Below are 26,063 nucleotides of genomic sequence, written 5' to 3'. Positions count from 1 at the left end.
TGACACCTTAAGGAGCCGATAATCTCCCAAAGCGTTGAATCGACTAGCTCTACATCACCCCAGCGGCTCTGGCGATGTTCCCGTTCCTGCCCCAACGGTTGACCCAGGCGCTGGGAAGCCAGCACCGGCTCGTGCCGATCAGCCTGATCATCGTCGCTTTGACCGCGACCGGCTGCGGTGGTGGCAGGCGCCTGCCCTCGGTGAACGGAGCAGGCGCCTCCTTCCCCGCTCCGGCCTACCAGCGCTGGGCCTCCGACTACAAGGCGGAGAAGGGCTATCTGGTCAACTACCAGTCGGTGGGGTCCGGCACCGGTGTGCGCTCCTTCCTCTCCGGTTCCGTCGACTTTGGCGCCACCGATAAGAGCCTGACTGCCGAGAACTTCAAGGAAGGCATGGCCGCCAAGCGGGGTGCCTTGCAGATCCCGATGCTGGGCGGCACGATCAGCCCCGCCTACAACAACCCCGACTGCCCCGACCTCAAGCTCACCCAGGCCCAGCTGGCTGACATCTTCCTGGGCAAGATCAAGAACTGGAGCGCCCTGGGTTGCCCCGCCCGGCCGATCGTGGTGGCCCACCGCTCCGATGGCTCTGGCACCACCTTCGGCTTCACCAATTCCCTTTCCTGCTTCTCGGAGGAATGGAAGACGAAGGTGGGCACCGGCACTGCCGTCAACTGGCCGGTGGGCGTGGGCGGCCGTGGCAATGAAGGCGTGGCTGGGTTGATCCAGAACACGCCAGGTTCAATCGGCTACGTCAACCAGGCTTTCCTGCGGGGCGTCGTCAAGCCAGCGGCGCTGCAGAACAAGGCAGGCAAGTTCGTGGTCGCCGATTCCAAATCCGGGGCGGCCGCCCTGAACCAGGTTCCCCTCGACGAGCGCCTTGGGGGCGAGGAATGCAATCCTGCCGGCGAGGACAGCTTCCCGATCGTGGCCTTCACCTGGATCCTCGCCTACCAGAGCGGCCAGGGGGATGACAAGGCCGAGGCGGTGCGCACGTTCCTGGCCTGGGCCCTGGGCGAAGGACCCCAGAAGCAGGCGGCCGAGCTCGGCTTCGTTCCCCTCACCGGTGACGTGCTCGAGCGGGCCAAGGCTGAGGTGGCCAAGATCAAGAACTGAGCCGCCCGCAAGCCAGCGATCCTCAGGCTTCCTCCCTGACGATCAGTCCCTCGATCCGCCCGGCCAGGGACAGGCAACGATCCATCTCCTCCCAGAGGAGCTCACGGCGGTCGGCCGGCACCGCGTAGGAACGGTGATGGAGGTCGCGCGCCTGATACCGCAGCGCATCGCGGAGGCGCCGCCAGTCTTCGGTGCCCAGCTCAAGGGTGGATGGGGACATGGTGGGAGCGGAGCCCGAGGCCGCCGGAAGAAACGAAGGGTGGGAAACTGACGGGCCATACGGTGAACCCATGGTACTTTAGCTGCCAATTCATAACGATATCAGTGTTGGTTCATCTAATTTTTATGGCCGTGGCTTGCCTGTCTGCTGTGGTGGCTGCCGGGCCATCTCAGGCGGGCCCGGTGATGGATCAGGTTGCCCGAACCGGTGTGTTAACGGCGGGAACCAGCAAGGATGCCTTCCCCTATGCCTACAGGAATGGGGCTGGAGAGTTGGTCGGTTATTCGATCGACATGATGCAACGGATCACCGCGGAGTTGGCCCTCGAGCTGGGCCGTCCGGTGCGCCTGAAGCTGGTGGCGCTGGATACCGATGAGCGCATTCCCCGGCTGGTCGCCGCCGAGGTCAGCCTCGTCTGCGATGCCAGCAGCTTCACCTGGGAACGGGATCGAAAGGTTGATTTTTCGGTGAGCTACGGCATCACCGGCACCCAGCTGCTGGTCCGCCGGGATTCAGACCTCTCCACACCCGAGTCCTTGCTGGCCAAAAGGGTTGGTGTGCTGCCGAGAACCACCAGTGAAGTGGCGATTCGCAAGCAGCAACCCCGGGCGATCCTGGTGCGGATCGACGACAGGGACAGTGGCTATCGGGCGCTCAAGGCAGGAGAGATCGACGCCTTTGCTGATGATGGCGTCCTGCTCTATTCCTGGCTGCAGCGACAGCCCCAGCCGGCCCCGTTCAAGGTGGCTCAGGATGCCTACTCCAAGGAGGGCATCGCCTGCATGGTGCCTCAGAATGATTCCAGCTTTCAGCGCATCGTCGACATGGCGCTGATCCGCTACATGCAGGGATTCATTGCCGGCCGGCCCAAGGAAACGGCCATCTTCGATCAGTGGTTCGGTCCGAATAGCGCGGCGCCTCTGACCCAGGACCTCCGCGATCTCTCGATCGAAACCATGCAACTGATGGTGGATCTCAAGGAGGAGGTGCCCCCAGTCCCGGCCCCGGGCGGGAGGGTCCCCGTCGATGCCCACCGGGGGACTTGAACCCCCACGACCGAAGCCACTGGACCCTAAAACCAGCGCGTCTACCAATTCCGCCAGGTGGGCGTGGCCCCAACTGTATCGAGGCGCCCAGAATGGCCCTGATCCCGAGCCCTCTCCATGCTTGCCACCCTCGGCGGAATCCTGGCCCTCCTGGCAGGCCTGACCGTGCTGCTGGTTTCGCTGCTGGTGCCGGAGCTGAGCCGCCCCCGCGACGCCTTCTGGGGCGCCCTGGTGCTGTTGCTCGGCCTGGTGCTGGTGACCAGCGCTGAGCGGCTCAGCGGCGCCCCGATGCTGGCCGTGCTCTGTGGCGGGCTGCTGATCGGGCGCCTGGGCACCGAGGTGAGCCTGGGGCGTTGGCGGCAGCTGAGCGACGAAGAGCGGCAGCGCTTCTGGGCCCAGGAGCGCTGGCGCACCAGCCTCAGCCAGCTGGGCGCCACCCTTGCTCAGCTCGTCAACGGGTTGCAGGCCTCTTCCTCCAGCCTGGGCGGCTGGTTGAAGCAACGCATGAGCGCAAAGGCCACCCAAAGCCCGCAGGTCACCAAGCGCTGGGTACGCCCGGAACCGTCCGAGCAGGAATCGGCGGTCCTGTCTGATCCGCCCCTGACGGTGGTGAGCTCCTTTGAGGAGGTGGACGTACTCGTGCAACAGGCGATCAAGGACGCCCAGGACCATGCCCCGTCCACAGAGACGAAGCCCGTCGAACCGGAGCCCTGATCAGCCGGCGGCGATGCGGCGCCGCAGGTAGCCGATGGCCAACTCGGCGGTGTCCCGCACCAGCCGGGAGCGGAAGGCAGGCTCCTGGCTGGCCGAGAGCCACAGCAGATTGCCGATCGCCTTCACCAGCACGTAGGCGATCAGGCGGCCATCCTCCGCGCTGAGGTTGGTCCCTTCGGCGGCGGCCCGCTGCACCAGTGCGCCCGACCAGTCGGCGATCAGGCGGGCATCGGCCTCCTCCTCGATGGCGATCAGATCGGCGGTGCTGCTCTGCACATCCATGAAGATGGCGGGGTAGCCGGGATGGTCGCGGAAGAAGCGATCCGTAAGCGCCACGATGCTCCGGAGGTAGGCGTCCAAGGGCAGCGCCTGGCCCTCCCCCTGCTCGAAGGCGACGAGTTCCTGGTGCAGCTCTTCGCCGTAGCGCTGGGCAAGGCGGCGCAGGATCGCCCCCTTGTCGGGGAAGAACTGATAGAGGGAGCCAATCGGCACCCCGGCCTCGGCGGCGATGGCATTGGTGGTGGTGGCGCCAACGCCGCCGGCGACGAACAACGTCTCGGCCGCCTCAAGGATCCGCCGCACCCGCTCCTGGCTGCGGGCCTGGCGGGGCTGGCGGCGCAGGGGGGAGGGCTCACCGAGGGCTGGGCTGGCGTCGGCCATTGCCGGGGTGGCGGGCTTGTAACACGAGCAATCCTCGCATCCGCTTGACAAACGCGAGTAGTGCTCATAATTTCCTGGACGTGAGGACCACTCACATTTGTTCGGCATTCGCCGCCCCATTCCCCCTCCACGGAACGCCCAATGACCAGCACCCTGCCCTGTTCCATGCCCGGATCCATCGATCCCCTGGCCCACCTCACCACGGAGGCGCCCTCCTCCCTATTCCGCATCCTTGGCACCTTCCTCGCCATGACGGCCGGGGACAGCAGCCTCGAACTGGTGGGGGCCCTTACCGAGGGCCTGCTGGACACCCCCTCCTACGCCCTGGCGGCGGAACACCTGCGCCGTGATCCGGCCTGCGCCGCCCTGATCGACGAGCGCTGGATCCCCGGCGAGCAGAACCTGGAGCAGCTCGCCGCCCTACCGGCGGGATCGCTCGGCCATGCCTACGCCGCCGCGCTGGGCCGTCTGGGCTACGACCCAAATCTCCACGCCGGCATGGAGCCCAGCAGCGACACCGTGTACGTGGAACTGCGGCTCAGCCAGACCCACGACCTCTGGCACGTGGTCACCGGGTTCGACACCTCCGTGAACGGCGAGATCGGCCTGCAGGCCTTCCACCTCACCCAGTTCCCCTACCCCCTGGCAGCAGTGCTCACGGCCCAGGCGCTGCTCTCCACCACGATCTTTGAGGCCAAAGAGCTGCCGGCACTGGTTCAGGCGATCCACACCGGGCTGCAGATGGGCCAACGGGCCCGGCCCCTGTTCGCCCAGCGCTGGGAGGAAGGCTGGGAGAAGCCCCTGGAGCAGTGGCGGCAGGAGCTGAACCTGCTCCCCGCCCAGACCCTGGTCGCCGCGCCCGGCCGCCAGGGTGCCGCCGATGCAGCCGGGGTCGATAATCCTTGATTGCTCTCCCCCCCAGGCACCGTGACCGCCCCGCCGGTGTCCTACAAGGACACGCTGAACCTGCTGCAGACCCCCTTCGGGATGCGGGCCAACGCCAAGACGCGCGAGCCCGAGCTGCAGGCGTTCTGGGCGGAGCGGCGGATCTACGAGCGGCTCAGCGCCAGCAATCCGGGTCCGGTTTTCACCCTGCATGACGGGCCTCCCTATGCCAACGGCACCCTGCACGTGGGGCACGCGCTCAACAAGATCCTCAAGGACATCATCAACAAGCACGCCCTGCTGCGCGGTCGGCGGGCCCGATTCGTTCCTGGCTGGGACTGCCACGGCCTGCCGATCGAACTCAAGGTGCTGCAGGCCATGGGCAGCGAGGAACGGCGCGCCCTCACTCCCATCGATCTGCGCCGGAGGGCCCACGCCTACGCGCTCGAGCAGGTGGAAGGCCAGAAGGCGGGCTTCCGCCGCTGGGGCATCTGGGCCGACTGGGACCAGCCCTACCTCACCCTGAGCAAGCAGTACGAGGCGGCCCAGATTGCTGTGTTCGGCCAGATGGTGCTGGCCGGCCACATCTACCGGGGCCTCAAGCCCGTGCACTGGAGCCCGAGTTCCCGCACGGCCCTCGCCGAAGCCGAACTGGAATACCCCGACGGCCACACCTCCCCGAGCGTCTACGTGGCGTTTCCGGTGGTGAGCCTGCCGGGTGGCCTGGGCGCCCGGCTCACCGCCATCGGCCTCACCGGCGAACACGACGCCACCCACCCGGCACCGGGCACGCTGGCGGTGGCGATCTGGACCACCACCCCCTGGACCCTGCCCGCCAACCTGGCGGTGTCGGTGAACGGGGCGCTCGACTACGCGGTGTGCCGGGTGGAGCCGGGCCGCCATCTGATTGTGGCCAGCGCGTTGGTGGAGAGCCTGAGGGAGCGGCTGGGGCTGCCGCTGGAGCCTCTGCTGTCGCTCAAGGGGGCCGAACTGGAGGGGATGGGCTACCGCCATCCGCTGATGGAGCGCACCAGCCCGGTGGTGATCGGCGGCGACTACATCACCACCGAGGCCGGCACTGGCCTGGTGCACACGGCGCCGGGCCACGGCGTTGACGACTTCAACACCGGCCGCAAGGCGGGCCTGCCCGTGCTCTGCCCGGTGGATGAGGGCGGCACGCTCACCGCCGAAGCGGGCCCGTTCGCGGGGCTGAACGTGCTCAAGGACGCCAACCCGGCGATCATCTCGGCGCTGGAGGGGGCCGGCGCCCTGCTCAAGCAGGAGACCTACGCCCACCGCTACCCCTACGACTGGCGCACCAAGAAGCCGACGATCTTCCGCGCCACCGAGCAGTGGTTCGCCTCGGTGGAGGGGTTCCGCGCCGAAGCGCTCGCCGCGATCGCCGCGGTGGAATGGCTGCCGGCCAGCGGCCGCAACCGCATCGAGGCGATGGTGCGGGAACGGGGCGACTGGTGCATCTCGCGCCAGCGCACCTGGGGCGTGCCGATCCCCGTGTTCTTTCACCGCGAAAGCGGCGAGGTGCTGCTCAACGAGGCCACGCTCGATCACATCCAGGGCCTGATCGCCGCGCACGGATCCGATGTGTGGTGGGAGAGAGACGAATCGGAGCTGCTGCCGCCGGAACACGCCGCCGAGGCCCACCTGTGGCGCAAGGGCACCGACACCATGGACGTGTGGTTCGACTCCGGCTCCTCCTGGGCGGCGGTGCTAGGGGGGCTGGAGGGCGAGGCCACCACCACGCTCAATTACCCCGCCGATCTCTACCTGGAGGGCTCCGACCAGCACCGCGGCTGGTTCCAGAGCAGCCTGCTCACCTCCGTGGCGGTCAACGGACAAGCTCCCTACAGGCGGGTGCTCACCCATGGCTTCACCCTCGACGAGAAGGGGCGCAAGATGAGCAAGTCCCTGGGCAATGTGGTGGACCCGGTGGTGATCGTGGAGGGGGGGAACAACGAGAAACAGGAGCCCGCCTACGGCGCCGATGTGCTGCGCCTGTGGGTGAGCTCTGTCGACTATTCCGCCGACGTGCCTTTAGGCCCTGGGATCATCAAACAGCTGGCGGATGTGAGCCGCAAGGTGCGCAACACCGCGCGCTACCTGCTAGGCAACCTGCACGATTTCGATCCCAGGCCCCAGGGTGAGGGGGGCGATGCCGTGCCGATCGAGGCGCTGCCGCTGCTGGATCGCTGGATGCTGCAGCGCACCGCAACCCTGATCGAGGAGGTCAGCGGCGATTTCGAGCGCTACGAGTTCTACCGCTTCTTCCAGGCGTTGCAGAACTTCTGCGTGGTCGATCTTTCCAATTTCTATCTCGACATCGCCAAGGACCGGCTCTATGTGAGTGCGCCTGGGTCCTTCCGCCGCCGCAGCTGCCAGACGGTGATGGCCCTGGTGGTGGAGAGGCTGGCTGGCCTGATCGCACCGGTGCTTTGCCACATGGCCGAGGACATCTGGAAGAACCTGCCCTATCCGGTGGCGGAACCCTCGGTGTTCGAGCGGGGCTGGCCTCATGTTCCACAGGAGTGGGTGATTCCTCAGAAGCAGAGAGTCGCAATTCACGATTTTCGGGAGCTGCGCTCAATGGTCAATCGCCTCATGGAGGATTGCCGGAAAAAGCAGGTGGGAATGACGCACCCACAAGATTCTCGCCCCTCGCTCGGCTCATCCCTGGAAGCTCATGTGCAGATCGAATTGGGGGAAGGGCCGAAGGCTACATCGCTGCGGCTTGTCCTCGCCTGGCTCGAGACCAGTCCTCACCCCGAGGTCGACAACCTGGCCGACTGGTTTCTGGTGTCGGAGCTGCAGGTTGTTGGGGCTCCACCGGCCGAGCCGTTGGCGGAATCGGTGGTGGCTGAATCGGTGTTGGCGGAAGCCAATGACGACGACCTGAGGATCCTGATCTCCCGAGCCCATGGCGAGAAATGCGAACGCTGCTGGCACTTCGAAACGGACGTCAAGGATCACGCGCTCAACGAGAACATCCGCGGACGGATCTGCGGCCGTTGCCACGCCATCCTCGACACACTGCCAGGCGAGGGGCGCGACGGCTGAACAATCGGCAGGGCGTGATCGGAAACTCGCGGCGCGGGTCTGGCATCACGGCGGACGTCCACACCTGGTGAGCCTGGCCTAGGCGTCACTTGATTTCTCAGGAAGCTCCGCAAAGGCCCGGCTCGGGAATTTGATGGTATTTAGTTACCACCCCAGTCATGGGCCCCGCAACCTCATCCAGTTCCAGGAAGGGCTTTCCTTCCCACAGTTCAATGCCCTCTATGACTATGAGGAGAAATGCGAGGCGGCGCTGGTGGGCGCCGGCCTGGCCGGCCTCATGGCCGCCCGAGAGCTCAAGCGGGGCGGGTTTTCGGTCCGCTTGCTGGAGGCACGAGACGGGGTGGGCGGCCGTGTCTGGAGCCAGCCGCTGGGAGACAGCGCCTGGATCGATTTCGGCGCCCAGTGGATCGCCCCGGGGCAGCGGCGCATCCAGGCCCTGGTCAAGGAGTTCGGCCTCGCCACCGCCCAGAGCCACTCCATGGGCACGGCCCTCCGGATCGAGAGCGGCGACCCGGTTCCATCCCGCGGCTTCTCTCCCTCCACCTGGCTGGCGAAGCTGGATGAACTTCAGATCCTGCTTCGGCGGGAGCGACAGGCCCGGCAGCTGGCCGTTCCCTCGGCTCAAACCGAAGCGCGGCGGCAGGCTCTCGATGCCCTGCCCGTCGCGACCTGGCTGGAAGCGAAGGCGTGGACACAGGAGGGTCGCGACGCGGTAGGCCTGACCGTCGAGGAGGGCGTTTGCGCGTCGGTCCAGGAGGTGTCCTGTTACGAGGTGATCCAGCAACTCGCCAACATCGGCGGGCTGGCGGCCCTGGCCCGGGCCGAGCACACCTTCCTGCCGGGAGGCGCCATGGCCATCGCCCGGCGACTGGCCAGTGGGCTCAGCGCCGAATTGGAGCTGGCGACACCGGTACTGGCCGTTCACCAGGAAGCCGGTGCGGTCAGGCTCACCACACGCCAGGGTCAGCTGCGGGCTCGGCGGGTGATCCTCGCCCTCCCGCCCCAGCTGCTCGCTTCGATAGCGCTTGATGCCGAGCTGGCCCGCCGGGCCCAGTGGTACCGCGGCGCCATCGTGAAAGGGCGTGTGGTCAAGACGGTGATCGTCTACGGCGAGGCCTGGTGGCGCCGAGCCGGCCTCAGTGGCCAGGTGGTGGATCCAGAGGGGCTCATCGAACATCTGGCCGATGGATCGAACCCGGCGGGCTCCCCCGGCATCCTGATCGCCTTCGCCACGGCCTCCCGCGCCGAGCGGCTGGCGGCCCTGGAGCCTGGCCCGCGCCAGGCGCTCATCCTGGAGCACATCCGCCAGTCCCTGGGCGAGGTTCCAGCGGCCCCGTTGGTCTTCCATTCGATCGACTGGATGGAGGACCCCTGGGCCCAGGGTGGCTACGCCTCCCGGCTGGGTCTGGGTTGCCAGGAGGCCCAGCAGCCGGTCCTGGCGGAACCGATCGGCCGTGTGCACTTCGCCGGCACCGAGACGGCCAGCCAGTGGAGGAGCTACATGGAGGGGGCGCTGGAATCCGGGGAGCGGGCAGCCCTGGAGGTTCTGAGTTGTTTGGCTCTGCCCTGAGGCAGCGGCAGGATGAATCAGGGGTTTGAATCGCCCGTGCCCGTGAACCAACAGTCCAACGGATCAATGCTGTCTGCCTCAACAGATCCGCCTCAAAGGATCAGTGTTCATCGAGAAGTCCGGCAGACGATCAATATCTAGCCCAACGATTGCCATTCGCTTGCAATAGCGCTGGAGTGGATCTGTTGGTAGAGTTGAACTCCCCGGCACCAAGGAGCTGAGCTGAAGGTGAGCCAGCTGACAAGGGGGCGGCCGACGTGCATTCACGCTCCGCGCAGAGAGTCGTTCAGACGCATCATCGTTGCCCTGGCGGGATCCGCTCTCGTTGCCGTGGGAGCCGTTCGAGCAGCCTCCACCCCTCCGCTGCTGGTCAGCGCGGCGGCGAGCCTGACAGAGCCGATCCAGGCCCTGGCCCAGTCGTTTGCCAGGCAAAAGGGTGCGGAAACGCCCCGCTTCAACTTTGCTGCCTCGGGCGTGTTGCAGCAACAGATTCAGCAGGGCGCTCCGGTCGATGTGTTCCTTTCCGCCGGGCCACGGCCGATGGATGCCCTCCAGAAGGCGGGGCTGTTGCTGGCGGGCACCCGGCGCAACCTGATCGGCAACCAGCTTGTGCTGGTGGTTCCGTCGCAATCTCCCATCCGGAGTTTGAGCTTTTCGGGTCTGGGCAGCAAGGCCATCGGCCGGATCGCCATCGGTGATCGCACCGTTCCCGCCGGTGACTACGCCCGGCAGACCCTGGCGTCCTACAAGCTCACGGCTGCGGTAGAGCCCAAACTTGTCCCGCTGGGGTCCGTGCGGGCCGTCGCCAATGCTGTTGCCGCCGGCAATGTCGATGCCGGCATCGTCTACCGCAGCGATGCCCTGCAGGTGGCAGGCCTGAGGATCGTTGCCGCAGCGCCACCGGCCAGTCACGCCCCCATTCGTTATCAGGGCGCCGTTCTCAAGGCCAGCCGCCAGCCTGCCCGGGCCAGGGCGTTTCTGGATTCGCTCAGCACACCAGCCGCCCACCAGGTGTTTCTCCGCCACGGCTTCTCACCGTTGCCGGCCAGCTCAGCACTTGAATCCCACTGATCCAAGCCTATCGCCGCTCTGGCTGTCCCTGCGCAGCGCCGCGTTGGCCGTGGTTTGCGTCGCTCCGCTCGGCTTCCTGGCCGCCCTGCAGGTCAACCGCTGGCAGGGTTCTCGCCGCACCGTCGCCGATCTGCTCCTGCTGACGCCCCTGGTCCTGCCGCCCACGGTGGTGGGGTTCATCCTGTTGCAGCTGCTCGGTCGTTACGGGCCGATCGGCCAGGTGCTGCATCGGCTTGGGCTTCAGCTGGTGTTCAGCTGGCCGGCCGTTGTCCTGAGCGCCGCAGTGGTCTCCTTCCCGCTGATGTATCGCACGGCCCTGGCGGCCCTGGATCAGACGGACCCGTCCCTGGCGGCGGTGGCGCTCAGCCTCGGTGCCACGCCCCTGCGGGTGATCCGGGAGATCACCCTGCCCTTGGCGATGCCGGGGCTGTTGGCGGGGATCAGCCTCAGTTACGCCCGGGCGCTCGGGGAGTTCGGCACCACGTTGATGCTGGCCGGCAACATCCCCGGCCGCACCCAGACACTGCCGCTGGCCATCTACGCGGCGGTCGATGCCGGCGATCTGCGTCTGGCCTGGTTCTGGACCGGCCTGGTTCTGCTGCTCAATGCCCTCTGCCTGGCCCTGGTGCAGCGGATCCTGGTCGGTGCGCGGTGGCGATCGGTCGCTGGATCGGCGCAGCCAGCATCCGCAGAGCTTCCACCCACTCAAACAACGCCCGGCCAGACCATGGCGGCCCAGCCCGCTCTTGGCGATCGACCGTTTGCCCTGCAGGTGGATCTTGCCCGGCGCCACGGCCCGTTTCGGCTGCACCTGCAGTTCGAAACCACCTGCTCCCGGGTGGCGATCCTCGGCGCCTCCGGCGCCGGCAAGAGCCTGTTGCTGCGCTGCCTGGCCGGCCTGGAGCGCCCCGACCGGGGGCGGATCTGCCTCAACGGCCAGGTGCTGTTTGACAGCGACCTGGGGATCGATCGGCCCCTGCAGCAGCGGCGGATTGCCGTCGTCTTCCAGCACTACGCTCTGTTCCCCCATCTCACGGTGGCGGGGAACGTGGCGTTCGGCCTGGCTGTTCGGGATCGGGCCCGCCGCCGGCAGCAGGTCCGGGTGCAACTGGAAGCGCTGAACCTGCTGCCCTTCGCCCACCGTTTCCCCGACCAGCTCTCCGGAGGCCAGCAGCAACGGGTGGCCCTGGCCCGCGCCCTGGTCACCCAGCCGCACCTGCTGCTGCTCGATGAGCCCTTCTCCTCCCAGGACACCCATCGGCGCAGGCAGCTCCAACGCCACATGCTCGAAGTCCTCGACGCATCAGGGGTTCCCTCGCTGCTGGTGTCCCATGACATGGACGAGGCCTACCGCCTCAGCGAGGAGCTGCTGGTGATCGGCCGGGGCCAGTTGCTCACCCATGCTCCGAAGCGCCGGGTCTTCGATCAGCCGCTCTCCAGAGAAGTGGCTCGCCTAACCGGCTGCAAGAACATCACCCGGGTGGAGTGGCGCACGCGTCACCAACTTTGGGCGCCGGCCTGGGGGATTGCCCTGGACCGGGACCATCCCTGGCCCAGGGACACCACCTCCATCGGCATTCGTGCCAACCACCTGGAGCTGCGTCCCTTCGCGGCGTCAGACCTGGAAAGCCCCGCCAATCGGTGGCCCTGCCGGGTGGTGGATGTCAGCGAGGGGGCCCTCACGGTCTCGGTCTATGTGGTGCCGCAGGGGGCAACGGCCACGACCCTGGAGCCGATTCATGTGGAGGTGAGCCAGCGATCCTGGCGCGAGCTGGCTTCCCAGCCCGACCGGCTCACCCTTCTGGCCCGCCAGGACCAGCTCATGCCCCTGCATCGCTAACGGTCCCCTACACCAACAGGGGCACCAGCTCCTTGATCGTCTCCCCTGGCTTGAGGGGGAAGCTCTGCCCTGAGCCCAGGCTGTCCTGCCGTTCCAGCTCCTCCAGCCGCAAGCGGAAGCTCCTCCCACTCAACACCGTCGCCGCCACCACCGCCGCGGTGGGCTGCAGATCCACGAGGACATCCTCGCGACGCTCGAACCGCAGGCCGATCTGGCCGAGATCGCCCCGCTCGCAGGGCCGAAGGCTCTCGAGCCGCAGGCGCTTGATCTGGCCAAGGCTGCTGGCCAGCAGCAGATCGGCACTGGCGGCTCCGCAGGCGGCTCCCACCACCTCCTCACCAGGCAACAGCCGCATCAGCACAGGCCCCTGGGCCGTCTTTCCCATCACCGGCAGGTTGGCGTCGTTCACCGCTAGGCGCAGCATGCGGCCGGTGCTGCTGGCCACCACCAGGTCGTCGCCCTCCTGGCACTCCACCACCCGGCAGAGGCGCAGGCCGTCCTTCAGTTTGAGAACCGTGGCGGCGCGGCCGGAGAGGTCTAGGAAGGTTTCGATCGGCAAGCGTTTGAAGCGGCCGTCGCTGCTGAGCAGCCCCAGGCTTCCCTGCGGCTCCCGGCTGAGTGGAAGCAGCTGGACCACCGCATCACCGGCCAGGCTTTCCGGCAGGAACTTCTCGATCCCACCGGTTTGCTGGGCGGCGAACTCCCAGCGCAGCAGGGCCACCCGGCCGCTGGAACTGAAGGCCAGCAGCGCAGGTTTGGTGTTGATCGGCAGGATCAGCCGCGCCGGTGCCGGATGGTCGCCGATTGGGGCGGCTTCGTCGAGATGGAGGCGCCCCAGCATCTGGGCTCCCACCACCCGCAGCTGGCCGTCGGCCTGGATCAACAGCCGTCCGTCGGGTGGCAGGGCGTTGAGCGCCTGCTGCCGTTGCAGCTCGGTGGTGGGACGGGTGGCGGCCGCCCGCTGGGCTACCAATGCGTCGCCGCCGCTCACCAGCCGGGTGCGGCGGGGAGTGGCGTAGCGCTTCTTGAGGCCGCGCAGCTCCACCACCATCGCGTCGAGCAGGGACTGGCGGTTGTCGAGCAGGTGGCGCAGCCGCTCCCGTTCCTGGGCCAGCTCGGCGGCCTCCTTGCGCAGGCCGTCCTGCTCAAGGCTGGTGAGCCGCCGCAGGGGCATGGCCAGCACCGCCTCGGCCTGGCGCTCGCTCAGATCGAGGTGGACCTGCAGGCTGGCCTTGGCGGCGGCGGCATCGCTAGCGGCTTGAATCCGCTCGATCACCTCCGGCAGGGAGTCGAGGGCGCGGATCAGCCCCTCCACCACCTCGAGCCGGTCTTCGGTGCGCTTGAGGGAATGCCGCGTGCGCCGCACCAGGGTGAGTTCCCGGTATTCGAGGAAGTGCTGCAGCAGCTGGCGCAGGTTGAGCTGTCTGGGCTGACCGTTCACGAGCGCCAGCAGGATCGCGCCGAAGTTGCTCTGCAGGGCGGTGCGGCGCTGCAGCTCGGCCAGCACCTTCTCCGGTTCGCCATCGCGCCGCACTTCCACCACCACCCGCATGCCATCGCGGTCGCTTTCGTCGCGGATGTCGGCGATCCCACCGATCTTGCCCTCGTTCACCTGCTCGGCCAGCTTCTCGATCCAGCCCGCCTTGCTGAGCTGGTAGGGCAGCTCGGTGATCACCACGGCGCCGCGGCGGTGGCGACCCTTGCCGGGCTGCATCTCCTCAATGTGGGCCACGCCCCGCATCGGAATGCTGCCGCGGCCGTTCAGATAGGTGTCGCGGACGCCGCTGCCGGTGAGCACCTCGCCGCCGGTGGGAAAATCCGGTCCGGGCACCAGCTCCAGCAACTTGTCGTCGCTGAGATCGGGCTTGCGGATCAGGGCGATCAGGGCATCCACCACTTCGGCCAGGTTGTGGGGCGGGATGCTGGTGGCCATGCCCACGGCAATGCCGGTGCAGCCGTTCAGCAGCAGAAAGGGGAGCAGGGCCGGCAGCACCGTCGGTTCCTGCTGGGAGGCGTCGAAGTTGGGGGCGAAATCGACGGTGTCGCTGCTGATCTCATCGAGCAGGCCTTCGTTGGCAATTGGCGCCAACCGAATCTCGGTGTACCGCATCGCCGCCGGCGGGTCGTCATCGACGGAGCCGAAGTTGCCGTGGCCGTCGAGCAGGGGATGGCGGCTGGAGAACGTCTGGGCCAGGCGCACCAGGGCGTCGTAAACGGCCTGGTCGCCGTGGGGGTGGTACTTGCCGAGCACGTCGCCCACCACCCGGGCGCATTTCCGGTAGGGCCGATCCGGGGTGAGGCCCAGCTCCTGCATGGCGAAGAGGATGCGTCGCTGCACCGGTTTGAGCCCATCGCGGACATCTGGAAGGGCCCGTCCCACGATCACGCTCATCGCGTACTCGAGGTAGGAGCGCTGCATCTCCTGATGCAGGGAAATCGGCAGAACGCGCTCCTCAGCCATCCGGGTCTGGGGTCTCAGGGCGGAAGGGGCTCAGCCTACAGATCCCGTCTGGGCAGTCCAGGGCTCCGGAGGTGTCCCTACTTCTCCTCGTCGTCGCCGGAATCGGTGGTACCGGTGGCATTGGCGTTGGCCCGATCGACGGCGCCTTTGAGTTCCGGCTGGCTGAGCAGGGCCCTGGTGCTGCTGCGCAGACGGGGGCCCCAGAGCTGCTCCTTCTGGAAGGCCTCGAGCACGTAATTCGGCTCGATCGCCAGGGCCGAGCCCGCCAGTTGCCGGGCCTCCTGCCGGCTGGCCGGACTGGCGTTCAAGGCCGTAGCCAGGGCCAGCATCGGTTCCGCCGCCTTGCCGTTGATCGTCAGGCAACGGCGCCAGCGCTCGATCGCCTCCTCAGGGCGACCGAGCTCATAGAGCACCAGCCCCTGGTTGTTGATCGCCTCCCAGAAGTCCTTGCGCAGCTCCGCGGCGCGCTTGAAGGCCACCAGGGCGCCGTTGGGATTGCTCAGCATCAGCTGGGCGTTGCCCAGGTCGAAATGGGCTCCGGCGTTCTTGCCGTCGAACCGGAGCCCCTTCTCCAGCAAGCCGGCGGCCTGTTGCGGCTTCCCATCCCGCAGGGCGAGGGAACCCTCCGCGAACCAGATGCCCGGGTTGCTGGGGTCGAGCTGTTTGGCCCGGGCCAGGGAAACCCCGGCCTGCTTCGTCTGGTTGCTGCGCAGCTGGGCCTCCGCCAGCAACACCCAGCCGCGGGGATCGTTGGGCAACAGCTGCACGGTCAGGCCCGCCAAGCGGGCGGCATCCTCGGCCTGGCCCAGCCGCAGCAGCCGGCTGGCCGCCTGGGCGATGCCCAGACCAGCCGACTCCAGTTCTTCAGATCGGGGCAGATAGACGTATGGGATCACGGCCCGCGCCGGTAGGGCCGCTGCCGCCACGGCGGTGGACACGCCCGTGACCATGGCCAGGGCCATCGGAGCCGCCGCCAGGGTGCTGAACCAGCGCGGTGCCATGCAAGCCGATCAATCGAGATTCCAGCCTAGGGGCCCTCTCTGCCGCCGCTGGCCAGAAGATTGCGGCGCCACATCCACGGTTTGAGGCGGCGCAGGGCGGAGGCGCGCAGCCGGTGGTCCCAGTCCTCATCGCTCCAGCCCATGGCTTCCTCCGCCTTCAGGTTCAACAACCAGGGCCGCGGCTGCAGATCCGGATCGGCGCTGCTGATCAGGGGTTGGTGGTTCCAGGGGCACACGTCCTGGCAGATGTCGCAGCCGGCCACCCAGGGCCCCATGGCGGCGCTGATCGCCGCCGGCAACGCGGGATCGCGGTTCTCAATCGTGTGAAAGGCGATGCAGCGGCGGGCATCCACCACAAACGGTTCAGGGATGGCGCCGGTGGGGCAGGCGTCGAGGCAGCGGCTGCAGCTGCCGCAAAGGGGTTCGGCCGGGGCGTCGGCCGGCAGCTCCAGGTTGGTGAGCAGGTGACCGATCAGGAACCAGGAGCCCCGCCGTCGGTGGATCAGGTTGCCGTTCTTGCCGATCCAGCCCAGGCCGGCCTGCTCGGCCCAGGCCTTGTCCAGGAGAGGGGCGCTGTCGACGCAGGCGCGCCAGCGCACCCCTGGGGCCTGGTGCTCAAGCCAACGCCCCAGCTGACGCAGGCGGCCATCGATCACCCGGTGGTAGTCGCGGCCCCAGCCGTAGCGAGCCACGGCCAGGGTTCCGGCCATCCGCTCGGCGGCCACGTGGTAATTCAGCCCCACCGCCAGCAGGCTGCGCACCCCGGGCAGCAGGGCCTCGATCCGCTGACGCTTTGGATCGGCCATCCAGTCCATCGAGGCCTGGTGGCCGGCCGCCAGCCAGCGCTGCAGGGAGGCGGTGCGCAGCTGCATTCGCTCGCCGGCCGGCACGGCGGCAATGCCCGTCGGCTCGAAACCCAGGGCGCCGGCTTGCCGCTTGAGCTCCAGGGCCAGTGCTCCGGCCCCCGCCCGCGCCTGTTCGGGACCTGAGCTCACCCGTAAAGTTCTGGCACTTCACCATTCTGCTGTGAGCACACTCGCCCCTGGCCGGCTCGGCTACCTCTTGAGGTGGCTCGGCCTCACCCTGGTCGCGCTGCTGGTGCTTCAGGTGATGGCGGTGGCCGTCCTGGGCAACTGGGGGGAGCAGGCCTTCGTCCAATTGGTGCTGGAGCGGCTGATCAGCCAGTCGCCGATGGCGCTGGTGGGTCTGCTGCTGGTGCTGTTCGGCTCCCGCCTCGATCACCCGGATCAGCCCCGCACCCCCCTGCGCTGGCTGGTGATGGCGGTGGCGGCGCTGCTGGCGCTGGCCCTGGCCGTGGCTGTGCCGCTGTCGATCACGGGGGATGGGGCGCTGACCGCCCAGGCCGACCAGGCCCTGGCGGCGAAGCGCAGCCAGCTGGAGATGGCCCGGCAGCAGAGCAAGAATCCCCAGGTGATCGAGCAGTTGATCCGCCAGGCGGAGCAGGCCGGCCAGGTGCCGCCCCAGGCCAGCGCCGATCAGAAGCTCCAGGCCGCCCGAGGCTTCATCGACCGCCAGCTCCAGCAGATGGAGCAACAGCTCAAGCAGGAGGAGAGGGCCAGTGGCGTCGCCCTCAACCAGCGGCTGTACAGCGGCACCGCCACCGCCGTGCTGATGGCGGTGGCTTTCGCCCTGGTGGCCCTGGCCGCCGTGCTCTGACGCCGTTCCCCCGTGGGCGGTCCCGGCCGCTGGCTGGCTAGGTTGGGGGCAGCATTCGAATCGCCGGTTTGCCGGGCCCCATCCGTTGGTTCAATCCAATCCACGATCGGATCAGCCACTGGGGGGACGCCTGCAGCAGGACCTCAAGAATGATCTGATCGCCGGTCTGCTGGTGGTCATTCCCCTGGCGACCACCATCTGGCTGGCCACCACGGTGAGCCGCTTCGTGCTGGCCTTTCTCACCACGATTCCGAAGCAGTTCAATCCGTTCAACACCCTCAATCCGCTCCTTCAGGATCTGATCAACCTGGGGGTCGGGCTGCTGGTCCCCTTGCTGGCCATCCTGCTGATCGGCTTGATGGCCCGCAACATCGTCGGCCGTTGGCTCCTCGATTTCGGCGAAGGAACCCTGCAGCGCATCCCGCTGGCCGGATCGGTCTATAAAACGCTCAAGCAACTGCTCGAAACGGTCTTCCGTGACAACTCCACCCGCTTTCGCCGGGTGGTGCTGGTGGAGTATCCACGGGAGGGCCTGTTCGCCGTTGGGTTCGTCACCGGCGTGATCGGTGCTGCCGTGCAGAGTGGCTTCCAGGAGCCGATGTTGAGCGTGTTCATCCCCACAGCCCCCAATCCCACCACCGGTTGGTATGCGGTGGTGCCTGAAAGTGGCGTCCGTGACGTCGATCTTTCGGTGGAGGATGCCTTCCGCACGATCATTTCGGCAGGCATCGTCAGCCCCGACGACGAGCGGGCCAGCACGGCCAGCCGCAGCTTCTCCAGCCTGCTCTCCCAGCTGCGCGCTCCGGTGTTTTCCTCCACCCCCCCCACCAAGGCCTGAGTCCGCTCAAGCCCCTCGTTGCGCTTGTTTGATGCAGAGTCGATCCGTTTCCCGTGAACTGGCCCTGCTGATGCTTGGCCAGATCCATGACCGCCTGCCCGCCGCCGACCTGCCCCTCGATGCCCTGCTGCAGCAGGCCCTCACCAGCCTCGGCCAGCATGTGCGTGAGGCGCTCGACCACTCCGCCCTCGACCTGCAGCACGCTCAGCAGCAGTTGCTCGACAGTGAACTCATCGATGACGAAGCCCAGCTGCCGCGGGTGCGCGAGCACCTTCAGAGCGGTCTGAGCCATGCCGAGCAGGCGATCAATCGCCTCTCCGCCGGTCTCGAACTGCCTCGCCTGCTGATGCTGGCCGACCAGGAGGAGATCCGCCGGGGCGCCATCGACCGGGCCCGGGCCGTGCTGGAGCGCCGCGAGGAGCTCGACCGACAGCTCGATGGGGTGATGGAGGGTTGGCGGTTGACCCGCCTGCCCCGCATCGATCGCGACATCCTGCGCCTGGCGGCGGTGGACTTGCACAGCTTCGGCACGCCCGCCGCCGTGGCCTGCAACGAGGCGGTGGAGCTAGCCAACCGCTACAGCGACGAGCAGGGACGCCGCATGATCAACGGTGTCCTGCGGCGATTGATCACAGCCCGCTGAGCCCAGATACTTCCGAGCAAGCCATGGTGTTCGACTGGTTCAAGCGCAAAGCCGCCCCTCTAGAAGCTCCCTTAGACGACGTTCCCGCGGTGGCCCCTGGATCCGCGCCGGACCTCACCGCCGAGCTGGCCGGGCCGTCTATCGCCGAATCCCCCCCTGTCCCCGTCGTCAGCGAGCCAAAAGCCACCGTCGAGCCGGTGTCACCGAAGGCAACCGTGGATCAGGAGGCCCTGGCCTGGGCCCGCAAGGCCTATGCCCGCCTCAAAGCCGAACAACAGGCCGAACAGCAAGCTGAACAACAGCTGGAGCCTGAGTCTCAGCCGGAGCCTGCGCCAGTCTGCGAGCCTGGCCTGGATTCCAGTCCTGAACCCCCACCCCCAGCCCAGCCCTCCAGCCCGGGGCTGTCCCTGCTGGAGCAGGCGGCGGCGGGTCGCGCGCAACGGCAGGCAGAGCTTCTGGCCAAAGCGAGCCCAGGGGCGCCGGCCACTCCTTCCGCCGTAGCCCCGCGGCCCGCTTCCGAAACCGACGAGACGGCGCCACGGCTAGGCAGCTTCGATGCCGAATTCAGCTGGTCGGCGGAGGTGCTGGCGGCCCAGGGGCGCCGGCCCGACCAGGTGTCGCTCGAGGAGATCGACTGGCTCGGCCGCCTGCGCAGAGGCCTGGAGAAAAGCCGTCAGGGCTTCGTGGCCCAGCTGCTCGAAACCCTTGGCGACGATCCGCTCACCCCCGAGGTGCTCGACGAGCTCGAAAGCCTCCTGTTGAGGGCCGACGTGGGGGTGAGCGCCACCGATCGGGTGCTGGAGGCCCTGCGTCAACGCCTCAACCGGGAGGTGGTGGACCCTGCCGAGGGATTCCGCTTCCTCAAGGAGCAGCTGCGGACCCTGCTGGAGCAACCGATCACAGCCAGCGGTAAGGAGTTGCTGGCCCCCGAGCGCGATCGCCTCAACGTGTGGCTGCTGGTGGGGGTGAACGGGGTGGGCAAGACCACCACCCTCGGCAAGCTGGCCAACCTGGCCGTGCGCAGCGGCTACAGCTGCCTGATCGCCGCCGCCGACACCTTCCGCGCCGCCGCCGTGCAGCAGGTGACGATCTGGGGCGAGCGCAGCGGCGTGGCGGTGATCGCCAACCCCAGCGCCAACGCCGATCCGGCCGCCGTGGTGTTCGATGCGATCGGCGCCGCCAAGGCGAAGGGCACCGAGCTGGTGCTGGTGGACACCGCCGGCCGGCTTCAGACCAAGCACAACCTGATGGAGGAGCTGGCCAAGGTGCGCCGCATCATCGGCAAGCTGGCTCCGGAGGCGGCGGTGGAATCGCTGCTGGTGCTCGATGCCAGCCAGGGTCAGAACGGCCTGCGCCAGGCGATGGCCTTCGCCAGCGCCGCCGGCCTCACCGGCGTGGTGCTCACCAAGCTCGACGGCAGCGCCCGTGGCGGCGTGGCCCTGGCGGTGGCCTCGGAAGCCGGTCTGCCGATTCGCTTCATCGGTGCCGGCGAAGGCATCCGCGACCTGCGCCCCTTCAACGGCTTCGAGTTCGTCGAGGCGCTGCTAGCGCGATAGCCGAGTGCTCACCGGCTGGCAGGTTCCCGGTCGCCCTCCGGGTCCACTCCCTTCACCTGGATGGCGGCGTCCGCCCAGCCGCCTGCTCTGCAGGGGACCAACTGAAAACTTGCTAACGTTCATCCTCAAGTTGACTGCCCTGTTGAGCCGCGCACCGAAGCCACTGGTGCCGTCACGGCTGCCGCCCCCACCGCCGCGGCCCCACCCGTCGCTCTCGGCGGCGGCATCGATGCGGCAGCTGCTCGACAGCCTCAGCCGCGAACAGCGACGCAACCAGGAGTTGCTCGCTTCGCTCGGTTTCACCCTGCGCAGCTTCACCAATCTGAGCCGCTTTCTCGAGTTGGTGCCCCTGGTGAGCTCCCGCCTGGTGGGTGCCGAGGGCAGCCTGCTGGTGGTGTTCCATGCCGACGGGAGCCTTTGGAAGGAGCAGTTACATGGCTCCCCGGCCGATCGCTGCGCGGAGCTGCTGCGCCAGCTCGCCGCGGTGGCCGATCAACCCCTGGACGCCGAGCGACTGGACCGGCAGGTGGGCATGCTGCTGGGCGATGCCCCTGTGTTCGGCACCTCCGTGGTGGCGCGAACCCAGGCGTGGGGGCGGCTGTATGTGTTTGGCTCCAGCGACGGAATGAGCTGGAGCGAGGTGCATCGCCGCCATCTCCAGCTGGTGGCAGATCTCACCGGCGTGGCCATCGAGAACGACGGGCTCCAGGAGGACAGCCGTCGCCATGAGCGGCTCGACCGCCAGCTCAGCACCGGTGCCGAGATCCAGGCCCAGCTCCTTCCGGACCACTGCCCGGTGATCGAGGGGATCGAGCTGGCCGCCCGCTGCCGGCCAGCCTTCGAGGTGGGAGGTGACTATTACGACTTCATCCCCACCCAACCCCACCGCCTCGGCCGGCAGCGGGAAACCTCTCCCTGGGCGCTGGTGATGGGGGATGTGATGGGCAAGGGGGTGCCGGCCGGCCTGCTGATGACCCTGCTGCGCGGCATGCTGCGCGCCGAAGTGCTGAGTGGTCTCCCCCCCGACCGCATCCTCCACGACCTCAACCAGCTGGCCCAGGAAGATCTGGCCCATTCCCATCGTTTCGTCACGCTCTTCTACTCCGATTTCGATCCCCTCACCCGGGTGCTTCGCTATGCCAACGCGGCCCACAATCCGCCGCTGATCTGCCGGCGCCAGGGCTACCGCGTCGAGCGGCTCGACGCTCCCGGGCTGCTGATCGGTCTGCAGCTCGAAGCGGAGTACGGCTGTGAGCAGGTGGTGCTCGAGCCCGGGGATGTGATCCTTTATTACACCGATGGGGTCAGCGAAGCCACTGGCCTGGGCGGAGAACGCTTCGATGAGGCTCGCCTGATCCGCAGCCTGCAGGCCGCAAGCCAATCCGGCCTCAGCGCCCAGGTCATCCTCAATCAGTTGTTCTCCCGGCTGGATCGGTTCGTGGGGGTGGGCCGTCCGCTCGATGACGACGCCTCGATGGTGGTGTTGAAGGTGCGCGAGGAGGTCAGTCTGCCATCCCTGCCAGGTTGATGCGGCAAGCTGAGCGGCTGGGCCGGGGCCGGCGTTGATGACAGCAGAGAGGTCTGAACCGTCCAGCGGGGTGACCGGCGGCACGGCCGCCGGCTGGAGTGATCGCTTCGAGCAGGGCCTGCATCCGGCGATCGAGCGCTTCAACGCCTCGATCGGCTTCGACATCGCCCTGCTGCCCCAGGACATCGACGGCTCGATCGCCCACGCCCGCATGCTCGGTCGCTGCGACGTGATCACCGGCGCCGAGGCCGACCAGTTGATCGAGGGGCTGGAGCTGGTGCGGGCTGAAGCCACCGCCGGCCGCTTCAGCCCCGGCCTCGAAGCCGAAGACGTGCATTTCGCCGTGGAGCGGCGCCTGATCGAGCTGCTCGGTCCGCTGGGCAAGAAGCTCCACACCGGCCGCAGCCGCAACGACCAGGTGGGCACCGACCTGCGCCTCTGGCTGCGCCAGAGGATCGATGGCCTCGACGAGTCGCTACGGCGCTTTCAACGTGCCCTGCTGGGCCAGGCCGAAACCCACGCCGACACGCTGATTCCCGGGTACACCCACCTCCAGCGGGCCCAGCCCCTCTGCCTGGCCCACCATCTGCTGGCCTACGTGGAGATGGCCGAACGCGATCGGCAGCGGCTGGCCGACGTGCGCCGGCGGGTGAACATCTGCCCGCTCGGAGCCGCCGCCCTGGCCGGCACCCCCGTGCCGATTGATCGTCGCCAGACCGCTGCGGAGCTGGGTTTCGAGGCGATCTATGCCAACAGCCTCGATGCGGTCAGCGACCGGGACTTCGCCGTCGAGTTCAGCGCCGCCGCCAGCCTGATCCTGGCCCACCTCAGCCGCCTGGCCGAGGAGGTGATCCTCTGGGCCAGCGAGGAGTTTGGCTTCGTGCGCCTCACCGACCGCTGCGCCACCGGCAGCAGCCTGATGCCCCAGAAGAAGAACCCGGATGTGCCGGAGTTGGTGCGGGGCAAGACCGGCCGGGTGTTCGGCCATCTGCAGGGTCTGCTGGTGATGATCAAGGGCCTGCCCCTGGCCTACAACAAGGACTTCCAGGAGGACAAGGAGGCCCTCTTCGATGTGGTGCGCACCACCGAAGACTGTCTGGAGGCGATGGCGATCCTGATCGAGGAGGGCATCACCTTCCGGCCCGAGCGGTTGGAGGAGGCCGTGGCAGCCGATTTCTCCAATGCCACCGATGTGGCCGACTATCTGGTGGTCAGGGGTGTGCCCTTCCGGGAGGCCTACCAGCTGGTGGGAGGGCTGGTGAAAGCCTGCCTGGCCGAGGGGATCCTGTTGCGCGATTTACCCCTGGAGCGTTGGCAGCGGCTCCATTCCGCTTTCGCTGCCGACGTCTACGCGGCGATCAAGCCCCGCCAGGTGGTGGCAGCCCGGCGCAGCGAGGGCGGCACGGGATTCGACCAGGTGAACGAACAGTTGCGTCTGGCCCGCCTGCGGCTGGGCACCGGGCCCCGCCCCGATCTGCCGGCGGGCCCACCCCCCTAGGTCCTGCTTCATAGGCCTTGCTGCTCCAGGGCCGCGGCCGCCTGATCGAGCACCTCGGGGCCTGCGGTTCTGGCGCCCGCCGCTTCACCCAGCCGCCGCCGCCAATGGCGCGCCCCCGGCACCGCCTCGACCAGATGCACCAGGTGGCGGGCGATCGGCCAGAGCCTGCCACCGCCGTCGCACCAACGGCTGGCGTAGGGGATCAGGCCCCGCAGCACCGCGGAGGCCGAGGGGCTCTGCCGGGCGATCGCGCCGAACAGCTCCTGGTCCACCCGCCCCCAGCGCAGGGGGTGGTCATAGGCGGCACGCCCCACCATCACACCATCGATGTGCTGCAGCTGGGTCTTGCAGTCGGCCAGCTCCTGCAGGCCCCCGTTCAACTCAAAGCGGAGCCCGGGCCGCTCCCGCTTGAGCCGGTGGACCAGGTCGTAGCGGAGCGGCGGGATGGTGCGGTTCTGCTTCGGGTCGAGGCCCGAGAGCCAGGCCTTGCGGGCGTGCACGCTGAAGCGGGCGGCACCAGCGGCGGCCAGGGTGTCCACGAACTGGAGCAGCTCGGCGTAGGAATCTCGCGCGTCGATGCCGATGCGGTGTTTCACCGTCACCGGCAAGGAGCTGGCCGTGGCCATTGCTTCCACACAGCGGGCCACCTGCTCGGGATCAGCCATCAGGCAGGCTCCAAATCGCCCCTTCTGCACCCTCTCACTGGGGCAGCCCACGTTCAGGTTGATTTCGTCGTAGCCCCAGGCCGCCGCCAGCTGCGCCGCTTCCGTCAATAAAACCGGATCATCGCCTCCCACCTGCAGGGCCAGCGGCTTTTCGCAGGGATCGAAATCGAGCAGGGGGTCCCGGCGGCCGTGATGCAGGGCCTGAGCCACCACCATTTCGGTGTAGAGCAGGCTCCGGCGGGTGATCTGCCGCATCAGCACCCGGAAGTGCCGATCGGTGCAGTCCATCATCGGCGCCACACTGAAGCGATACGCGGCCGTTGCGGCCGCCCCCTGGCCGTGCCCCTCTCCCATCCCCCCATGCTGCCCTTCGACCGTTCCCTGGTGGTGGCCGGCGGCGGACCGGCCGGCTTCATGGCCGCCATCACCGCTGCGGAGCAGGGGGTGGCCGGGGTGTTGCTGCTGGAGGCCACCCCCCAGGCGCTTGGCAAGGTGCTGATCAGTGGCGGTGGCCGTTGCAATGTCACCCACGCCTGCTGGGACCCCAAGGCCCTGGTGGGCCATTACCCCCGGGGAGGCAAAGCCCTGCGGGGCCCGTTCAATCGCTTTGCCACCGGCGACACCCTGGCCTGGTTTGCCCAGCGGGGCCTGGAGCTGGTGGAAGAACCGGACGGACGGCTGTTTCCCCGCAGCAATCGATCCAGCTCCGTTGCCCAGCTTCTGGAGACGGCGGCGGCAACGGCTGGGGTCACCCTCTGGCGGGGGGCATCGCTCCGGGCTGTTGAGGCCCTGGGCGAAGGGGGTTTTGCTCTGCAGTTGCGGCTCACTGCTGATGCGGCGGGGCGTGGCCAGGAGCGCCTGCGTTGCGCCCGGCTGCTGCTGGCGACCGGTGGCCACCCCAGTGGCAGGTACCTGGCCGGCCAGCTGGGCCACGGCGTGGTGGCACCGGTGCCTTCCCTGTTCACCCTGGCTCTGGAGGCCAATCCCCTGGCACAGCTCAGTGGCGTGGTGATGGATCCGGTCGAGCTGGAGCTGGTGCTGGCTGAGCGGCGCTTCCGCCAACGGGGTCCGGCCCTAATCACCCACTGGGGGCTGAGTGGTCCGGCCACCCTGCGGCTCACGGCCTTCGCAGCCCGTGCCCTCAAGGAGGAGGACTATCGCGCCGAGCTGCGCATCGACTGGAGTGGTGGCAGGTCCGTCGCTGAGCTGGAGGCGGCCTGTGCCACCGCGCGACGGGAGCAGGCCAAGCGCCAGCTGGCCAATTGGCGCCCCTGGCCTGAGCTGAGCCGGCGGTTGTGGCTCCACCTGCTCGCCAGCCACCAGGTCAACCAGGAGAAGCGCTGGGCCGACCTGAGTCGCCTGGAGCAGCAGCGCCTGGTGGTGGCCCTGCGCGCCAGCCGCTACGCGGTGAGCGGTCGCGGCCCCTTCGGCGAGGAGTTCGTGACCGCCGGAGGCGTGGCCCTGGGGGAGGTGAACTTCGCCACGATGGAAAGCCGCCGCCACCCCGGTCTCTACTTCGCCGGTGAACTGCTTGATGTGGACGGGGTGACCGGCGGCTTCAACTTCCAGCACTGCTGGAGCTCCGGTTGGCTGGCGGGATCGGCGATCGCGGCTGCGGCAGCCTCTATTTGATCTTGTCGAAGATCGAGAACATCGGTAGGTACATCGCCAGCAGGATCGCACCCACGATGATGCCGACGAGCACGATCATCACCGGCTCCAGCAGGGCGGTGATGACCTTCACCGCCGCCGCCACCTCGTCTTCGTAGAAGTCAGCGACCTTGGAGAGCATCTTGTCCATTTCGCCTGTTTCCTCACCGATCTCCAGCATGCTGAGGGCCATCTCCGGAAAGACCCGTTTGCGCGAGAGCGCCACGCTTAGGGAGACTCTGGAAAACCCCACCACCCTGCGCGAGAATGGCCGTGTGATCGCAGGCGTGAACAGGGTTCATGGGCATCAAGCAGCTCGGCTTTGGTGATTACGAGCAGTCCACGGCCAAAAA

General features: G+C 67.9%; 21 protein-coding genes, 1 tRNA gene and 1 pseudogene. 15 read left to right on the top strand and 8 right to left on the bottom strand.

Annotated features, from left to right (window positions below; translation table 11 throughout):
• The first annotated feature begins 74 nt into the window (after window positions 1-74).
• The gene (gene pstS / locus KBY66_RS13385) at window positions 75-1,115 is read left to right on the top strand and encodes a phosphate ABC transporter substrate-binding protein PstS (RefSeq protein WP_255090111.1); all 1,041 of its coding nucleotides are present in this window, start codon (window positions 75-77) and stop codon (window positions 1,113-1,115) included.
• Between the two features lie 22 nt (window positions 1,116-1,137).
• Here pstS and KBY66_RS13380 read toward each other — a convergent pair whose 3' ends face one another.
• Window positions 1,138-1,335: a hypothetical protein gene (locus KBY66_RS13380; protein WP_255090110.1), complete on the bottom strand. Its 198-nt coding sequence runs from the start codon at window positions 1,333-1,335 to the stop codon at window positions 1,138-1,140.
• A 185-nt stretch (window positions 1,336-1,520) separates the two neighbouring features.
• On the opposite strand from KBY66_RS13380, the gene KBY66_RS13375 reads away from it, so the two are divergent.
• Complete coding sequence (locus tag KBY66_RS13375; RefSeq protein WP_255090109.1) at window positions 1,521-2,381, top strand: amino acid ABC transporter substrate-binding protein; 861 nt, start codon at window positions 1,521-1,523, stop codon at window positions 2,379-2,381.
• Here KBY66_RS13375 and KBY66_RS13370 read toward each other — a convergent pair.
• A tRNA-Leu gene (locus tag KBY66_RS13370) sits at window positions 2,363-2,444 on the bottom strand. The genes KBY66_RS13375 and KBY66_RS13370 overlap by 19 nt on opposite strands.
• Before the next feature lie 54 nt (window positions 2,445-2,498).
• Here KBY66_RS13370 and KBY66_RS13365 point away from each other — a divergent pair.
• Window positions 2,499-3,095: a Ycf66 family protein gene (locus tag KBY66_RS13365; protein WP_255090108.1), complete on the top strand. Its 597-nt coding sequence runs from the start codon at window positions 2,499-2,501 to the stop codon at window positions 3,093-3,095.
• On the opposite strand, the gene KBY66_RS13360 is transcribed toward KBY66_RS13365, so the two are convergent.
• Window positions 3,096-3,755, bottom strand: a complete 660-nt coding sequence (locus KBY66_RS13360) for a TetR/AcrR family transcriptional regulator (protein ID WP_255090107.1) — start codon at window positions 3,753-3,755, stop codon at window positions 3,096-3,098. It abuts the gene before it with no gap.
• Between the two features lie 165 nt (window positions 3,756-3,920).
• Between KBY66_RS13360 and KBY66_RS13355 the strand changes: the two genes are divergently transcribed.
• From KBY66_RS13355 to modB, 5 genes are all read left to right on the top strand, one after another.
• Complete coding sequence (locus tag KBY66_RS13355; protein WP_255090106.1) at window positions 3,921-4,661, top strand: Coq4 family protein; 741 nt, start codon at window positions 3,921-3,923, stop codon at window positions 4,659-4,661.
• Between the two features lie 81 nt (window positions 4,662-4,742).
• On the top strand, window positions 4,743-7,712 hold the full coding sequence (gene ileS, locus KBY66_RS13350; RefSeq protein WP_255090123.1) for an isoleucine--tRNA ligase: 2,970 nt from the start codon (window positions 4,743-4,745) through the stop codon (window positions 7,710-7,712).
• 133 nt (window positions 7,713-7,845) lie between these two features.
• A complete protein-coding gene (locus tag KBY66_RS13345; protein WP_255090105.1) occupies window positions 7,846-9,282 on the top strand; it encodes a flavin monoamine oxidase family protein in 1,437 nt (478 codons plus the stop codon).
• A gap of 330 nt (window positions 9,283-9,612) precedes the next feature.
• Window positions 9,613-10,353, top strand: a complete 741-nt coding sequence (gene modA, locus KBY66_RS13340) for a molybdate ABC transporter substrate-binding protein (protein WP_255090104.1) — start codon at window positions 9,613-9,615, stop codon at window positions 10,351-10,353.
• Complete coding sequence (gene modB, locus KBY66_RS13335; RefSeq protein ID WP_255090103.1) at window positions 10,340-12,193, top strand: molybdate ABC transporter permease subunit; 1,854 nt, start codon at window positions 10,340-10,342, stop codon at window positions 12,191-12,193. Before modA ends, modB begins: the two co-directional genes overlap by 14 nt.
• Before the next feature lie 7 nt (window positions 12,194-12,200).
• Here the strand turns inward: modB and KBY66_RS13330 are convergent, their stop codons facing one another.
• The 3 genes from KBY66_RS13330 to queG form a co-directional block, all read right to left on the bottom strand.
• Window positions 12,201-14,654 (bottom strand): DNA topoisomerase (ATP-hydrolyzing) subunit A, encoded by a 2,454-nt coding sequence (locus KBY66_RS13330; protein WP_255090102.1) that lies wholly within the window; start codon window positions 14,652-14,654, stop codon window positions 12,201-12,203.
• A gap of 77 nt (window positions 14,655-14,731) precedes the next feature.
• Window positions 14,732-15,655 (bottom strand): tetratricopeptide repeat protein, encoded by a 924-nt coding sequence (locus tag KBY66_RS13325; RefSeq protein ID WP_255090101.1) that lies wholly within the window; start codon window positions 15,653-15,655, stop codon window positions 14,732-14,734.
• 26 nt (window positions 15,656-15,681) lie between these two features.
• A complete protein-coding gene (queG, locus tag KBY66_RS13320; RefSeq protein ID WP_255090100.1) occupies window positions 15,682-16,650 on the bottom strand; it encodes a tRNA epoxyqueuosine(34) reductase QueG in 969 nt (322 codons plus the stop codon).
• Between the two features lie 31 nt (window positions 16,651-16,681).
• Between queG and KBY66_RS13315 the strand changes: the two genes are divergently transcribed.
• From KBY66_RS13315 to argH, 6 genes are all read left to right on the top strand, one after another.
• Window positions 16,682-17,332, top strand: coding sequence for an HpsJ family protein (locus KBY66_RS13315; RefSeq protein ID WP_255090099.1), 651 nt, complete (start codon window positions 16,682-16,684; stop codon window positions 17,330-17,332).
• Between the two features lie 85 nt (window positions 17,333-17,417).
• On the top strand, window positions 17,418-18,170 hold the full coding sequence (locus tag KBY66_RS13310; RefSeq protein WP_255090098.1) for a DUF502 domain-containing protein: 753 nt from the start codon (window positions 17,418-17,420) through the stop codon (window positions 18,168-18,170).
• A 31-nt stretch (window positions 18,171-18,201) separates the two neighbouring features.
• Entirely contained in the window at window positions 18,202-18,813 is a 612-nt protein-coding gene (nusB, locus tag KBY66_RS13305; RefSeq protein ID WP_255090097.1) for a transcription antitermination factor NusB, read from the top strand.
• Between the two features lie 23 nt (window positions 18,814-18,836).
• Complete coding sequence (gene ftsY, locus KBY66_RS13300; RefSeq protein ID WP_255090096.1) at window positions 18,837-20,369, top strand: signal recognition particle-docking protein FtsY; 1,533 nt, start codon at window positions 18,837-18,839, stop codon at window positions 20,367-20,369.
• 229 nt (window positions 20,370-20,598) lie between these two features.
• Window positions 20,599-21,897, top strand: coding sequence for a PP2C family protein-serine/threonine phosphatase (locus KBY66_RS13295; RefSeq protein WP_255090122.1), 1,299 nt, complete (start codon window positions 20,599-20,601; stop codon window positions 21,895-21,897).
• 37 nt (window positions 21,898-21,934) lie between these two features.
• A complete protein-coding gene (gene argH / locus KBY66_RS13290; RefSeq protein WP_255090095.1) occupies window positions 21,935-23,395 on the top strand; it encodes an argininosuccinate lyase in 1,461 nt (486 codons plus the stop codon).
• 8 nt (window positions 23,396-23,403) lie between these two features.
• Here the strand turns inward: argH and dusA are convergent, their stop codons facing one another.
• The gene (dusA, locus tag KBY66_RS13285) at window positions 23,404-24,414 is read right to left on the bottom strand and encodes a tRNA dihydrouridine(20/20a) synthase DusA (protein ID WP_255090094.1); all 1,011 of its coding nucleotides are present in this window, start codon (window positions 24,412-24,414) and stop codon (window positions 23,404-23,406) included.
• A 6-nt stretch (window positions 24,415-24,420) separates the two neighbouring features.
• Between dusA and KBY66_RS13280 the strand changes: the two genes are divergently transcribed.
• On the top strand, window positions 24,421-25,692 hold the full coding sequence (locus tag KBY66_RS13280) for an NAD(P)/FAD-dependent oxidoreductase (RefSeq protein WP_255090121.1): 1,272 nt from the start codon (window positions 24,421-24,423) through the stop codon (window positions 25,690-25,692).
• On the opposite strand, the pseudogene KBY66_RS13275 reads toward KBY66_RS13280, so the two are convergent.
• A pseudogene (locus KBY66_RS13275) lies at window positions 25,685-25,948 on the bottom strand (type II secretion system F family protein); the annotation flags it as partial. The gene KBY66_RS13280 and the pseudogene KBY66_RS13275 sit on opposite strands and share 8 nt — an antisense overlap.
• Window positions 25,949-26,063: the final 115 nt, after the last annotated feature.

The organism is Synechococcus sp. Tobar12-5m-g (genome assembly GCF_024345415.1).
Taxonomy (GTDB): domain Bacteria; phylum Cyanobacteriota; class Cyanobacteriia; order PCC-6307; family Cyanobiaceae; genus Regnicoccus.
The sequence above is the reverse complement of the archived record's forward strand: the minus strand, read 5'-3'. Positions and strand labels throughout refer to the sequence as shown.